The sequence below is a fragment of the Rhizobium anhuiense bv. trifolii genome (assembly GCF_024346605.1).
GTDB lineage: Bacteria > Pseudomonadota > Alphaproteobacteria > Rhizobiales > Rhizobiaceae > Rhizobium > Rhizobium anhuiense.
In genome coordinates, this window is record NZ_CP098803.1 from 3,248,928 (window position 1) to 3,262,385 (window position 13,458).

At 61.2% G+C, this 13,458-nt stretch carries 13 protein-coding genes; 6 read left to right on the forward strand and 7 right to left on the reverse strand.

The features are described from left to right. Window positions 1-32: 32 nt before the first annotated feature. Together NE851_RS24790 and NE851_RS24795 are read right to left on the reverse strand one after the other, a co-directional pair. Window positions 33-413, reverse strand: coding sequence for a VOC family protein (locus tag NE851_RS24790; RefSeq protein ID WP_047611701.1), 381 nt, complete (start codon window positions 411-413; stop codon window positions 33-35). Window positions 414-737: 324 nt separating this feature from the next. Continuing rightward, window positions 738-1,001, reverse strand: a complete 264-nt coding sequence (locus NE851_RS24795) for a hypothetical protein (protein ID WP_047610594.1) — start codon at window positions 999-1,001, stop codon at window positions 738-740. Between the two features lie 177 nt (window positions 1,002-1,178). Between NE851_RS24795 and NE851_RS24800 the strand changes: the two genes are divergently transcribed. Both NE851_RS24800 and NE851_RS24805 read left to right on the forward strand, forming a co-directional pair. Continuing rightward, a complete protein-coding gene (locus NE851_RS24800) occupies window positions 1,179-3,191 on the forward strand; it encodes a BTAD domain-containing putative transcriptional regulator (protein ID WP_127430273.1) in 2,013 nt (670 codons plus the stop codon). A 138-nt stretch (window positions 3,192-3,329) separates the two neighbouring features. Then, on the forward strand, window positions 3,330-4,316 hold the full coding sequence (locus NE851_RS24805; RefSeq protein WP_047610596.1) for an aldo/keto reductase: 987 nt from the start codon (window positions 3,330-3,332) through the stop codon (window positions 4,314-4,316). A gap of 86 nt (window positions 4,317-4,402) precedes the next feature. On the opposite strand, the gene NE851_RS24810 is transcribed toward NE851_RS24805, so the two are convergent. The 3 genes from NE851_RS24810 to NE851_RS24825 form a co-directional block, all read right to left on the reverse strand. Beyond that, entirely contained in the window at window positions 4,403-5,551 is a 1,149-nt protein-coding gene (locus NE851_RS24810) for a hypothetical protein (RefSeq protein ID WP_210294331.1), read from the reverse strand. A gap of 795 nt (window positions 5,552-6,346) precedes the next feature. Continuing rightward, window positions 6,347-6,760, reverse strand: a complete 414-nt coding sequence (locus NE851_RS24820) for a hypothetical protein (RefSeq protein ID WP_047610598.1) — start codon at window positions 6,758-6,760, stop codon at window positions 6,347-6,349. 68 nt (window positions 6,761-6,828) lie between these two features. Then, window positions 6,829-7,317 (reverse strand): hypothetical protein, encoded by a 489-nt coding sequence (locus NE851_RS24825; RefSeq protein ID WP_097542254.1) that lies wholly within the window; start codon window positions 7,315-7,317, stop codon window positions 6,829-6,831. Window positions 7,318-7,458: 141 nt separating this feature from the next. On the opposite strand from NE851_RS24825, the gene NE851_RS24830 reads away from it, so the two are divergent. From NE851_RS24830 to ftsZ, 3 genes are all read left to right on the forward strand, one after another. Beyond that, a complete protein-coding gene (locus NE851_RS24830; protein ID WP_063475171.1) occupies window positions 7,459-8,127 on the forward strand; it encodes a response regulator transcription factor in 669 nt (222 codons plus the stop codon). Next, window positions 8,124-9,494: a sensor histidine kinase gene (locus tag NE851_RS24835; protein WP_063475172.1), complete on the forward strand. Its 1,371-nt coding sequence runs from the start codon at window positions 8,124-8,126 to the stop codon at window positions 9,492-9,494. The genes NE851_RS24830 and NE851_RS24835 overlap by 4 nt, the downstream gene beginning before the upstream one ends. Before the next feature lie 317 nt (window positions 9,495-9,811). Further along, window positions 9,812-10,831, forward strand: a complete 1,020-nt coding sequence (gene ftsZ, locus NE851_RS24840) for a cell division protein FtsZ (RefSeq protein WP_012758070.1) — start codon at window positions 9,812-9,814, stop codon at window positions 10,829-10,831. Window positions 10,832-10,955: 124 nt separating this feature from the next. Here the strand turns inward: ftsZ and NE851_RS24845 are convergent, their stop codons facing one another. Both NE851_RS24845 and NE851_RS24850 read right to left on the reverse strand, forming a co-directional pair. After that, entirely contained in the window at window positions 10,956-11,168 is a 213-nt protein-coding gene (locus NE851_RS24845) for a hypothetical protein (RefSeq protein WP_047611710.1), read from the reverse strand. 544 nt (window positions 11,169-11,712) lie between these two features. Next, window positions 11,713-13,254, reverse strand: coding sequence for a cadherin-like domain-containing protein (locus NE851_RS24850; RefSeq protein WP_127430271.1), 1,542 nt, complete (start codon window positions 13,252-13,254; stop codon window positions 11,713-11,715). On the opposite strand from NE851_RS24850, the gene NE851_RS24855 reads away from it, so the two are divergent. Then, window positions 13,253-13,456, forward strand: a complete 204-nt coding sequence (locus tag NE851_RS24855) for a hypothetical protein (RefSeq protein ID WP_125853736.1) — start codon at window positions 13,253-13,255, stop codon at window positions 13,454-13,456. The two genes, NE851_RS24850 and NE851_RS24855, sit on opposite strands and share 2 nt — an antisense overlap. Window positions 13,457-13,458: the final 2 nt, after the last annotated feature.

The following is a 13,458-nucleotide window of genomic DNA, read 5'->3' on the forward strand; positions in this document are numbered from 1 at the left end:
CTCGATTGCAATCTTTGGGCGGAGCCTGCCCCTCACCCTTGCGACGCCGGCTGATTGAGCATCGCTTCGATATTGTATCCGTCGGGATCGAGAACGAAGCAGGCATAATAGTTCTCTTCATATTCCGGCCGCGGACCGGGCGCGCCGTTGTCCCTCGCACCGGCTTCAAGCGCGGCGCGATAAAACGCCTCGACCTCCGCCCTGCTTTGGACCCGGAAGGCAACGTGCACACGCGTCAGAGGCGGCTTGTCGTCGGTGTGCTGGATCTCGAACAGACTGCCGCCGACATCGAAGGCCCAGAACACGCCCTCCTTCCCGAAGGTACGGCGATAGCCGAGGGGGGCGAGAGCACGTTCATAAAACAGCTTGCTCTTCTCGAGGTCACTCACTGCGATGGTGATATGATCAATCATGCCGTGCATCCCTATCGTTCCATCATCCCATCATAGGCGAAATCGCCGCGGCGGAAAAACAGACGACTGCTGGCGAAGGATGGATGCCAGATCAGCGGCCCTTGCCCCAACGGCGCGGGCTCGCCCATACCTCGTCTGCCACCTGCCCGCCGGACAGCAAAAGCCCCGCCAATCATTGACGGGGATGTGCATGTTGAAAATCGGCCTGCATTACATCCTGGGAAGAATCAATGATCGCCTTCTGCAAATCGAATCCGCGCTTGCGTTTTGGATCCTTATGCCATCGACCTGCAGCCGACGCATCCGCGCAGCGGAATTTTCCGACTAGCGCATCGACATCAACTTCGTCATCAGCCCTGCCTTGATCTCGATCACAGGGCGATTGATCTGGGGATGGCCGAGTTTATCCCGGGGATAGCCGATGTCCCTCAGTTGATCCGGCGTCAGGTCCGCCATTGCCTTCCGTCTTACGACGCTCAGCCGCCACGTCCTCAGGGCGGCGACGATGATTGCTACGGCGTTCGGCTTAGCCCCGAACAACTGTCCTTTCGGCGCGCTGATGCCGGCATGCGTTTCCATGTGAGCCATTTTTCCGTCTCCCATTTTTCAGATTTGCAAGTGGGAGCCTGCCACGCCGGTGTTTTCGCGCCGTTCGGCTGAGCGTGAACGGGCGGGAAAACTTCGACAAGCCGCCGCTAAATCGGTGTTAAATCTGTCTGCCGAGATGTTAATCTGCGGTGGCGGTCGAAATCTGGGAGACGGTCTGTGCGCATCAGGTTGCTGGGTGGCCTCGAAGTGACGTCCCGGGAGCACCGGCAGGTCCGCTTCACCACGCGCAAAACGTCGCTTCTCTTTGCTGCCCTGGTGCTCGCCGGCCACCGCGGTCATCGCAGGGAACCGCTTTCCGAAGCCTTTTGGCCGGGACGAGGCAGTGATCAAGCTCGCAATAGTCTCCGGCAAGCGCTCGTCGATATCAGGCGATCGTTTCCAGCCGGCGGGGATGCCACCATCTACATCGATGGGGATCAAGAGACCATCGCGCTGATAACAGGTCCTGAAGAGACCGACATTTCGATCTTCGACCGTAAACTCGAGGCGGGCCGGACGGCCGATCTCGCCTTCGCCGCCGATCTCTATCGCGGCGAGGTGTTGGCAGGCGAAGCCATTCCGGACGGGCTGGATGAGTGGTTTCGACCCTACCGGAGCACATATCAACGGAAGGCGCTGCAGCTCGTGGAGCGACTGAGCCTCGCATTCTCCGAGCCGGGTTCCGGGGAAGAATCGGCCTGCGAAAGGCTCGCCGAAAGGCTATTGGCTGCGGACCCGACCATCGAGGGCGCCCATCGGGCACTGATACGGATACACACTCTCAGGGGTCACGAAAACGCCGCCCTGCGCCAGTTCGAAGCCTGCCGGGCATTGTTGAGGAAGCATCTTCAGGCAGAACCCGAGGCAGAAACCTCCTCCTTGGCTGCTTCGCTGCAATCGCGGCAGGGATCCGAATATCAGCGGAGCGCACCTGGCCCCGACCTCGTACCGCAGCCGCAGGCCATCTCAGCGCCGGCGAAACATCACGATCGGCCATCGGTTGCCGTATTGCCGTTTCAGAATCTGAGCGGCGACGCGGAGCAGGAATATTTCGCCGACGGCATCGTCGAGGACATCACCATCGCGCTTGCTCAATTCCGCCACCTCTACGTCATCGCGCGGAATTCGAGCTTCACCTACAAAGGTCAGGCGGTCGACATAAAGCAGGTCGGGCGCGAGTTAGACGTCCGCTACGTGGTCGAAGGAAGCGTGCGCCGGACGGGTGACCGCCTGCGCATCGCAGGCCAGCTGATCGACACCTCGACCGGTGCGCACCTTTGGGCCGATCGTTTTGATGGAACCCTGGCGAATGTCTTCGATCTTCAGGATCAGGTCGCCTCGAGCATCGTCGGCGCCATAACGCCGAAAGTGGAGGAGGCTGAGATCGAGCGTGCCAAACGCAAGCCGACCGAGAGCCTCGACGCCTACGACTACTATCTCCGCGGCCTGGCGGCCTTCGACCGGACCATCACCAGCAGATCGGTCGTCGACGAAGCCTTGCGGCTGTTCATGAAGGCGATCGAGCGCGACCCGGAATTCGCCATAGCCCTTGCCCGGGCGGCGCGGTGTTACGCCACACGAAAGAGCAACGGCTGGATGGTCAATCCCGCAGAGGAAACTGCCGAAGCCACCCGACTGGCGAGGAGAGCTGTCGAACTCGGCTGGGACGATGCAGTTACGCTCTCCTACGGTGGATATGTCATCGGTTATGTCGGCGGGGACCTCGACGGCAGCGCGGCCTGTATCGATCGCGCGGTCTTTCTCAACCCGAACCTCGCCGCAGCACTCGGCGTCAGCAGCTGGGTGAAGGCGTGCCTGGGCGAGCCTGATATGGCCGTCGAACACGCCGCCCTTGCCATGCGCTTGAGCCCTTTGGATCCACGCCTGTTTGCCTGGCAGTTCAACACCGGGCTCGCGCATTTTTGCGCCGGCCGCTATGACGACGCTACAGCCTGGGCAGGAAAATCGCTACGCCACCAGCCGAACTACCCGAGCGCCATGCGCGTGATGGCGGCGGGCCAGGCCATGGCCGGGCGGATTGGCCAAGCCCAGGAAACGGTCGCTCGCCTGTGCCTGATGGATCCCGCGCTCCGGCTTTCCAACCTCGCCGACGTGCTCCCACCGTTCCGGCGGCCCGACGATCGTGCACGCTATATCGAGGCTCTCAGGATGGCGGGACTGCCGGCGTAGCGCCGTCCTCCGAGGATCGTCTCTGATCCAACGGACATGCATTTATGAACCCAACTCATAAGCCCATGCCGATATCACCGGCTAATCGATACCAGCCTTTGCCCTTAGCTTACGACCGAACCTGAGGAGGACATCCGCATGATCAAACGTAGGCTCGGCCAAAGAGGCCCTGATGTATCGGCGATCGGTTTCGGCTGCATGGGACTGAACTACCATCGCGGGCCGGCGGTGGAGCGCGGCGATGCCATTGCGCTCTTGCGGGCGGCGCACGAGCGGGGCGTGAGTTTCTTCGACACGGCAGAGGCCTACGGGCCGTTCACCAACGAGGATCTTGTCGGCGAGGCGCTGGCGCCGATCCGTGATGAGGTGGTGATCGCGACGAAATTCGGCTTCAAGGATGGCCGGCCGGAAGTCGGCCTGGATAGCCGGCCGGAACGCATCCGTGTGGTCGCAGAAGAAGCCCTCAAGCGGCTTCGCACCGATCGCATCGATATCTTCTACCAGCATCGGGTCGACCCTGCAGTACCGATCGAAGAGGTGGCAGGCACGGTGAAGGATCTGATCGGCGCCGGTAAAGTGCTGCATTTCGGCCTATCCGAAGCCGATGCCGGCTCTATCCGCCGCGCCCATGCCGTGCAGCCGGTCTCCGTGTTGCAAAGCGAATATTCGTTATGGTGGCGCAACCCCGAAGCGGAAATCCTGCCCGTCCTCGAAGAACTCGGAATCGGCTTCGTGCCCTATAGCCCGCTCGGCCGTGGCTTCCTCACCGGCAAGATGGATGAGAACACCAGTTTCGAAGGCGGCAACGACCACCGCAAGACCAATCCGCGCCTTTCGGCCGAAAACCGCAAGGCAAACCAGCCGGTGGTCGATGCAATCGAGGCGATTGCCGGCCGCAGGAAGGTGACCGCGGCCCAGATCGCCATCGCCTGGCTGATGGCCCGCAAGCCCTGGATCGTCCCCATTCCCGGCACCACCAAGCTGCACCGGCTGGAAGAAAATATCGCCGCCGCCGACATCACCTTCACATCGGAAGAACTGGCTGAGATCGACGCGGTGTTCTCAGGCATCGAGATCCACGGCGACCGCTACTCCGCAACGTCGGCAGCCCGCGTCACGCGGTGAGCCGACGACACCGAGTTCGATGCGACAGCACGAACATCCTTGTCCCTCAATGCGCCGGCGTCCGATGGATGCAGGGAGTGGCGCCTTCAGTCGTCAACCGTAAATCCCCATGCCGACGGCTCTATCAATTCGCGCGGCGGGAGCATTTCGTTGATGTCGACGGGACGGCGTTTGACCTCGACGGCGGTGTAGAATTCACCGTCCCCCATACCGAAATGCAGTTCCACTTTCAGGGGCACGCCATCCGGCGTCAAACATTCCATTCTGATCGCGTCTGCCGCGTCGGGCGTCATGTTGAACCAGGCGCAGGATTCACCAAGGTGATTATCCCTACGTTTCATGTCCGCATGGCCTGTTTCAGCGTCGAATTGATTGAACGGTCGTGCGGGATCAAGCGGTGAACGGAAGGCTTGAAGACTATATTCGCGCTTGGAGTAAATGACATTGATTCCCTGATTTTCGAGGTCGTTCCAAACCTTGAACCGCACCGATCCGTCCTTGCCGCGACGCTCTTCAGCTTGCCAGGGATAATGTCTGAATATTCTGAGGTCTGAGTCTATCCCCGCCATTCTGGCTTCAAAATCGACGAGCGCGGCGGGTCTGTCCGGATAGTACCTGAGCGGCTTCAGCCAGAACCCGGGGTCGAAAAGCCTCTTCGGGGGCAGGACTTCGGAATCGGCAACAGGTGTTCGCTCGAGCTTGACCAATTGCGTTTCGGTCATAGGCTCCTTGAGCTCCTTGCTACTGAGCAATACCCTTGTGCCAATTTCAATGCCGTCACCTGACAGGCAACTGAGCCAGAGCGGTTCGGACGTGCTACTGTGCGAGGCCTTGCGGGTGATCTCCGACCATTTGCAAGCTTCACCAGCCTGATTGTCCGCGTCCCCGGTGTCCCTCGCTTCCCGTGGCGTGGTCTTGTCGATGAAGATCCCCGTAAAGTCCTCGTCACCGGTCTTTGTTGCCCACAACAAAACGTTATCGCGGGCGCTTCCATAGGCAATGCGTGTCCTATTGCTTATGACCTCCTCGACCCGGGTCCAGCCATCGTGATGGACGACCGAACGCCAATATTCCTTCGGCTCATGATAGGCCTCTCGAACGGTCATCGACGCCCTGTAGTCCGGAACATTTCCGCTGGCGGAAAATGGGACCCCGCCGGCATCACTGGTGCCGGCCGGAAGCACCCCAGCGCCGCCCGCGAGTAAGAAGACCCACGCCACGACCCGTCTTTTCAAGATTGCACCTCGCCAATGTCTACAAGCAGAACAACTGCCAAATCAAAGCTTTGCACTCTGATTGACTCTCAAGAAAAATCCAATATTCATTCAAGCAAAAGTTGAGGGTTTATAAGTGAAAAGCATCTTTGCATATTCGATATTGGCAGCGGCGGTGATTTCGCTTTCGAGCTGCACGACAACCTCCGACAGCTTCAGACGCGAGTCCGCATCATTAACGGTACGCAGTGGTGAAAGGACGAGAGCGGGCCAAGTCTGGCGTATCCACAGCGATTGCAGCCTCGCCGATTACCCGCCTACGCATATCATCGAGCAGCCCAAGCATGGGCGTCTCCAGATTGTCCATGAACCGATATTTCCCCACGAAGCAAAGGGAAAACTGGCAAAATGCCGGACGGTCAAGGTGGGAGGCGTTGCTGGTTATTATACATCAAAGCCAGGCTACATCGGCAGTGACAGGTTCGTTGTCAGGTTCCCTGTTGGAGACGGGGAGATCAAGGAGATGGTGTTGAACGTGAGCGTCATGCAATAGCAGGCTGTTGAGATGGGGGTGGCGGTCTGCCACATCGAGCCATCACCTCCGAGAAAGTCACAAAACCACCTGCGAGAGGACGCGCCAACCGCTCTTCCGTCATGCTTGGGCTTGTCCCGAGCATCTGCATCCGGCGCCGCAGATCCTCGGCACAAGGCCTGACATGACGAAGAGCGGGGCGGCGTTCGCGTCAAACTTAAACCGCCCGCGAGAAAACGCGGACGGTTGCATTATCGTGCGGCATCCGCCTCAAGTGCGGATGATCAGTCCTGCCCCTGCAGGCGGTCCATCACCTGCAGCAGCAGATCCGCGCAGGCCTTCATCGGTTCGTCCTCGGCGCATTTCAGATCGATCCGGGTGTTTCCATCCTCGATCCGGAAATGCGCTGCCTTCGATGGCGGTAGCGGTGGCGGGCGATGACCGCGGAAGCCACGGAAGCCCATATCGCCTCTCCGACCATGCCAGCGGAAATCCGGGCGATCTCCCGGCCTCGCGTCCGGCCGGTCCGTCATCTGCTCATCGTCATCAGGAGCGGACGGAGACGGCGGCGGAGGCGGCGAGCCGGGTTCAGCCGCTGCGGGCGGAGTCGCGGCGGATGGCGGAGCCGGCGGCTGCTGGGCGAAGGCGGTGCCGGCCAGTGCGGCAAGGGCAAGGCCTGATAGCAGAAGTCGTTGCATGGAAACGTTCCTTTCGGAGTTATGAGGCGTGTCTGTTAACACCGCAGCGCGGCTTTGGTTCACGCCCGTCACGGCCTGTGATCGAAATCTGCAAACCGTCTGTGCGGAGGACCTTTCGGCGGACGCAGCGCTTCGGTTCGTCCGTCCTGGCGAACGAGGTAACTCGCATGCACAAAGCCGTCGTCGAAGCGGCCCTGGACGGTGACGGCCTCATCCTGGGTGACGAGTGCGCCACCCTCGCCGGCCCGACCGGTCTCAACAAGCGCCTTGCCGCTGTCGTCCTGCAGCACGAACTTGTTGCCGTAGATCTCGGCGACCTTGCCCTTGATGGTGACGAGGCTCGATACCGGCATGGTCGAAATCGCCACCGGCGTCATCGGCGCCATTTCGGGCGTGGGACGCATCATCTTCACGGCGCCGGCACCACCGGCAGCACCGATAACAAGCGCCACTGCGGCTGATATGACAGGGATCGCCAGCCGGCGCCGGCGGTGTCCTGGCGGCATCGGCGCGGCGGCACCTTCGGGATGTCCGTTGTCCTGGTTTTCATCAGGCATATATCTGCTCCTTGCTTCAGTAATGGCCGCAATCTAACCGCGACACCCCCTCGCCTGCCTGAACCTCTCCGTTCAGATTGAGTTAAGCTCGGCCCGATAGTTTTGGTCCGTCCCCGGCGATGCCCTATGAAAGCCCTGCCCATGCGCGTACTACTCGTCGAAGATGACGAAGACCTGAGCGGCCGGATCGCCGCCGTGCTCCGATCGGAAAACTTCGTCGTCGATATTGCGCGCAACGGCGAGGACGCTCTCCATGCGGGACTGACCGAACTCTTTGATGTCGCAATCCTCGATCTCGGCCTGCCGAAGATCGATGGCGTCAGCGTGCTGAAGGGATGGCGCGAGGGTGATCGCAACCTGCCGGTTCTGGTGCTGACGGCGCGCGACGGTTGGCCGGACAAGGTCTCGAGCTTCAAGGCCGGCGCCGACGATTTCCTTGCCAAACCTTTCAAGGTGGAGGAACTGGTGCTGCGCCTGCGCGCCCTGGTGCGCCGGGCGTCCGGTCACGCCGCCTCGCGCCTTGTCTGCGGCGCGCTGGTCTTCGATGCCCAACTCGGCACCTTCGAGCTCGACGGCCTGCCGCTGAAGCTGACGGCGCTGGAATGGCGGGTGCTCTCCTGCTTGATGCTGCGTAAGGGAATGATCGTCGACCGGCGCGAACTCACCGAGCGCGTCTATGACGGTGATGCCGAAGTCGACTCCAATTCCATCGAGGTCATCATCGCCCGCTTGCGCAAGAAGCTCGGGGCCAACAGCATCGAAACGGTGCGCGGCCGCGGCTATATGCTGACGGCAGCAGCGGCATCATGAAGGCCCCGTCCGTCAAGCCGAGATCGATCGCCGGCCGGCTGCTGATGTTTTCCGGCATCTTCGTGACGCTGGCGCTTGTCGTCGCCGCCATCGTACTCTGGCTGGCGCTGAAGACTGTGGTGCGCGAGCAGGTCGACCAGCGTTTGGACATTCAGATCGGCGCCCTCGCCAGCGCGGTGACGCGTGACGCTGGGGGAAGGCTCGCCCTCTCCGCACCGCTCGATGCGCCCCCATTTGATCGCCTCTCATCCGGCTGGTACTGGCAGATCGATGACGGACAGCAGCGCCTGACCTCACGCTCCCTGATGAACGGCACGATAGACGCGCCGCCACCCCGGCAGGATCTGCGCCATGTGCTGATGGGCATGCCGACATCAGGCATGGGCGGTGATCGCGGAAGAGGACCGCTCTATCTTCGGCAGGCCATCCGCAGCATCGACGGAATGACGCTGACGATCACCGCGACGGCGCCGATGATCGCCCTCGTCGGCCCGGCACTGCGCGCCCTCTTCTGGCTGGTGCCCTGCATGCTGCTGCTCGGCCTCGTGCTGATGGCCGGCACGCTCTGGCAGATCCGCTTCGGCCTGCGCCCGCTGATATCCATGGCGGCTAATATCGATGCCATCAACCGGGGAGAGCGCGGCCGCCTACCCGATGAGGCGACAGTCGAACTTGCGCCGCTCTCACTGAAAACCAATGCGCTGCTGGAGGCCAACGAAGAGAGGCTTGCGGCAACGCGCATGCAGTTTGCCAACCTCGCCCACGGCCTCAAGACTCCGGTGGCGAGCCTGCTGCTGGCGCTCGACGAGCAAAACGACCCCAAAGGCGCATTACGCGGCCTCGCAGCCCGGATAGACAACAGGATCAAACATCATCTCGCCGCCGCCCGCCGGGTGATGGCCTCCTCGGACAATGTCGCCAGCACCGACGTGGCGGCAGCGATCACCGATCTGCATCGGGCGATCGGCCAGATTCATGCCGAGCGCAAGCTCGCCTTCGACACCGATATATCAGAGAGCCTTCGGGTCGCCTGCGACGAAAGCGATGTCGAGGAAATGCTCGGCAACCTGATCGACAACGCCTTCAAATGGGCCTCCGCGCGCGTCATCGTCCGCGCCCGCCGCGACGGCCCGATCGCCCGCATCACCATCGAGGACGACGGCCCCGGCATCCCCCCGGACCGCCTCGCCGCTGTGCTGCTGCCGGGTGTGCGCGAGGACGAACATGTCCCGGGCAACGGGTTCGGACTCAGCATCGTCAATGAACTCGCGGGGCTTTACGGCGGCTCGCTGGTGCTAGAGGCGAATGAGGCGGCGGGCTTGCGGTGTGTATTGTGTTTGCCGGTGGCTGTGGGATCGAGGCTGTAGGTTTCTTCTGCGTCGATGCAGAAATGGAGTCACAGCGCAATTTCATTCCGAGAGGCGTAAAACAAAACCCTACGCGGCGATTTTTTCAACAATATCGCCGCAAGCTACCTTCACGGCCTGTCCTTGAAGCATAATTGTCAGCTCTCGGCATGATGCTCCCTCCCTGAAAGGCACCAGCTGGGGGCCCTTCCCGACCATCTCCGCTCCATCCGAGACGTCTTTCGCCTCGCCTCTGCCTTGTTGCTCGCGTATCCTGACGCCCGATTCGCCGTCCGCAAACGAGGGTGGGCATGAACGAAGCATCAAAGGAGAGCGCGATGACGGACGCCAAGAGCGGCATTTCTGGACTACGGCCGCATATTACAGTCATTGGCGTCGGCGGCGGTGGCGGCAATGCGATCAACAACATGATCGCGGAAAAGCTGGCAGGCGTCGAATTCGTCGCCGCAAACACGGATGCTCAGGTGCTGGCCACCTCCAAGGCGACGCGCCGCATCCAGCTTGGCGCGAATGTGACGGAGGGTCTCGGCGCCGGTTCGTTGCCGGAGGTCGGCCATGCGGCGGCCGAAGAGTCGCTCGATGAGATCATGGATCACCTGGCCGGCTCGCACATGTGCTTCGTCACCGCCGGCATGGGCGGTGGAACGGGCACGGGTGCTGCACCCGTCATCGCCCGCGCTGCGCGTGCCGCCGGCATCCTGACGGTCGGCGTCGTCACCAAACCCTTTACCTTCGAAGGCAATCGCCGCATGCGGATGGCGGAAATCGGCATCGAGGCGCTTCGCCAAGCGGCCGATACGGTCATCGTCATTCCCAACCAGAACCTCTTCCGCATCGCCGATGCAAAAACAACGTTCGCCGATGCCTTCATGACGGCCGACCGCGTGCTCTATGCCGGCGTCGGCTGCATAACCGATTTGATCGTCAAGGAAGGCCTGATCAACCTCGATTTCGCCGACGTGAAGTCGGTCATGTCAGGCATGGGCCGTGCGATGATGGGTACCGGCGAAGCCTCCGGTGAGAGCCGCGCGATGAAGGCGGCGGAAGCAGCAATTGCCAACCCGCTTCTGGATGACATCTCGATGAGGGGCGCCAGGGGCGTGCTGATCTCGATCTCCGGCGGTTCGGATATGACGCTGTTCGAAGTGGACGAGGCGGCAAGCCGCATTCGTGACGAAGTGCAGGAAGACGCCGATATCGTCGTCGGGGCGATCTTCGACCGCAGCCTCGACGGCAAGTTCCGCGTTTCGGTGGTAGCGACCGGCCTCGAAGGCAGCCCCCTGCCCGCATCCGCGCCTCACGCCGCCGAGCAGATCCAGACGCGCACGCTGCAGTAAGCGCAGCGGCGCGACATATCCGAGCACGACAGCCTGCCACGTCTTTTCAGACGCGCGGCGCTGTCGCGCTTCAATGTCATGCGCTCCGGGGAAATCGCTGCGATCACCGATCGTTGATTCGCGATCACCTGTCGTTGATCGTGGGAAGGTGCGTTTCGACCTCTACGCGGCGCTTGTCATCCAGCGGCTCGATGTGCTCCTGCCAGAAGGCCTCGGCCTCCGGCGTGTCATCCTCCCAGTGGCGGATTTTAACGATATTGTCATCGATCTTGGCCAGCCGTTTGCCGCCAAGCCGCAGGTATTCGTCCGCCAGTTCTTTCGATCGGGTCGTTTGCATGTTGTATTCCTCCATAGGCGAACCGAAAGGCCGATCGTCATTACCGGGTTGGCCGGCAATCGGCATCCCCGTTATCGGCGCTTCCGCGCCTTCCAGTTAAACAGTACTGCGGGATCATGGTTCCAAATCATCGGCCGAAACCGGTCCACGCGGCCGGCTGAGGGCATCGGCCGCCATCCATGTTCCGCACGCCCCGCCGCTCTTGCTGCAAGGACAGCCGGAGACGCCTCGTACTTGCTGGAAAGCGGCCTTGTCCGGAACGGCAAGACTGCATACGTCGGGGCGATTTCCGACCGCAGCCTCGACGGCAAGTTCCGCGTTTCAGTGGTAGCGACCGGCCTCGAAGGCAGCCCGCTGCCCGCATCCGCGCCTCACGCCGTTAAACGCCCCGCCGTGAAGAGAACGGGCGGGGCGGCGTCGGCATTCGAGCGGTAAGGCCCATTAGAGCGCCGTGCGTCCTTTCGGACGCACAAAGGACGCTCTAACACTTTCAATCCTCGCATTGTGCTTTCCGAAAATCGATTCCGATTTTCGGGCCGATGCGCTAGGCGAACAAAACGTCCGAGATATTATGCACCACGGCGATTTCGTCGGTCCCGGTGTTGGTGAGGTAGAGATTATCCGCCGCTGAGTCATAGACCACGTTGGTGATCAGGTCGTCTCCCGGTATGGCGATGTTGACGTCAACCGTTGTCTTGACCCCGGTTTCGAAGTCGAAGGCCGTGCCGATATGCTCGCTGCTGGAGGAATCGCCGAAGAAGAACGTGCCGTCGACGGCAAAGCCGTATCCGAGCCCGCCCGCCGCGAAGGTCTTGGATTCGATCGGGCTCAACGTTTCGGGGTCGATCTTCGAGACCTGCCAGGTGGAATCATTGATGCGGCCGACGACGTAAATGCCGATCGAATCCTGCATCGTATTGACGGTCGTGAATCCACCCCAGTCGAACGTACCCGCGCCATTCTTGCCGATAAGGCCGGGAATCGAAGCACCCTTCTGATCGAGAGATCCGTCGGCGGCATCCCATTTTGCAAGATAGGTCTGATCGGGGAAAGGGTCCTCCTCGCTTCTCGCCTCGTTGGTTCTTCCGATGATCTCGCCTCCACGGACCGAAAAATAGGTTCCGCCGACGTCATATTCGCCCTTGTCATAGTCGCCGAGGGAGATGGCGCCGCTGGCGTTGCCGGCTTCAAATGCCGAGGCGTTGTCGTAAACGCTCACCATGGAATCATCCGGGAAACCGTGGCCGGAACTGACGTAATACTTGCCCGTTAGCGGATCGACCGCGACTCCCTGGAGTTCGTAATGATCCAGGAAGGGGCGCACCACATCCGCCTGGACCTCGACATGATTGGTGTTCAACGACTTCCCGTCCGTCGCGCCGTCGACGGTCAGGGTGATCACGCCGGCATCCGCGTGACCGGCGCCGTCGGAGACCTTGTAATATTGGAGTTTCTCCGTGACATGCTCGCCATCGTCGAGGCCCGCCTTGACGGCCGGATTGAGATCGTAGGTGAAGCTTCCATCGCCCGCGAAATGGAAGATACCGAATTCACCCGCCACGTCGGTCGTCTGCCCCTGCCCCTGACCGGCAGGAATGCTGGTGCCCTCGACCGAGCGCAGAAAGAGCGTGCCGGCCTCTCCCGCGTGATCATTGGCGAGCACGTTGCCGGCCATCTCGCTTCCTTCGCGGAAGGAAAAGGCGCCGTCGACCGCGACCGGCGGGCTCGTGACCCCGTGAATGTCGAGCGTGAAATGGCCGACATCGGTGTTGCCGGCACCGTCGGAGATCTTGTAGCCGATCGTCTCCGTCAGCGTCATTCCCTGGAGGAAACCCGCCTTGGCGGTCTCGTTCAGCGTATAGGTGTAAGAGCCGTCGGCCTTGACGTGGAACGTGCCGTATTCACCCTCGATATCGGTGACCTGCCCGTCCCTCTTGGCAAGAACTCTCTCGCCGTCGAAGAAGTTGAGAAACATGTTGCCGGAGCCCCCGGCCAGATCATTCTCCAGCAGATTGCCTGAGATCACGTCATTCTCGGAAGCGCTGCTGACATCGTCGACCGTCACAGGTTTTGCAAGCTCTGTCATGGATATCTCCTTCAAGACCCATTCGCCTTGGCCTATCGGAAAGAAAGCAGCAGAGACTGGGACGGTCAACGAATTTTCCAGCAAAGGTAGTATTTTAGATTTTCACAGCTTTGCCATGAATGCTTCGCTTTATGGGTTGCACACCAAACCACTAGGGACGACGGAAGATGCCGCGCCTAAAGGCGTCACGGAATTGCCCTAGCC

What these genes read in the sequence shown, in the direction of transcription:
- NE851_RS24790 (WP_047611701.1), bottom strand. Translation starts at nt 413, where the DNA reads ATGATTGATCATATCACCATCGCAGTGAGTGACCTCGAGAAGAGCAAG.
- NE851_RS24795 (WP_047610594.1), bottom strand. Translation starts at nt 1,001, where the DNA reads ATGGCTCACATGGAAACGCATGCCGGCATCAGCGCGCCGAAAGGACAG.
- NE851_RS24805 (WP_047610596.1), top strand. Translation starts at nt 3,330, where the DNA reads ATGATCAAACGTAGGCTCGGCCAAAGAGGCCCTGATGTATCGGCGATC.
- NE851_RS24820 (WP_047610598.1), bottom strand. Translation starts at nt 6,760, where the DNA reads ATGCAACGACTTCTGCTATCAGGCCTTGCCCTTGCCGCACTGGCCGGC.
- NE851_RS24825 (WP_097542254.1), bottom strand. Translation starts at nt 7,317, where the DNA reads ATGCCTGATGAAAACCAGGACAACGGACATCCCGAAGGTGCCGCCGCG.
- NE851_RS24830 (WP_063475171.1), top strand. Translation starts at nt 7,459, where the DNA reads ATGCGCGTACTACTCGTCGAAGATGACGAAGACCTGAGCGGCCGGATC.
- NE851_RS24835 (WP_063475172.1), top strand. Translation starts at nt 8,124, where the DNA reads ATGAAGGCCCCGTCCGTCAAGCCGAGATCGATCGCCGGCCGGCTGCTG.
- ftsZ (WP_012758070.1), top strand. Translation starts at nt 9,812, where the DNA reads ATGACGGACGCCAAGAGCGGCATTTCTGGACTACGGCCGCATATTACA.
- NE851_RS24845 (WP_047611710.1), bottom strand. Translation starts at nt 11,168, where the DNA reads ATGCAAACGACCCGATCGAAAGAACTGGCGGACGAATACCTGCGGCTT.
- NE851_RS24855 (WP_125853736.1), top strand. Translation starts at nt 13,253, where the DNA reads ATGGATATCTCCTTCAAGACCCATTCGCCTTGGCCTATCGGAAAGAAA.
- NE851_RS24850 (WP_127430271.1), bottom strand. Translation starts at nt 13,254, where the DNA reads ATGACAGAGCTTGCAAAACCTGTGACGGTCGACGATGTCAGCAGCGCT.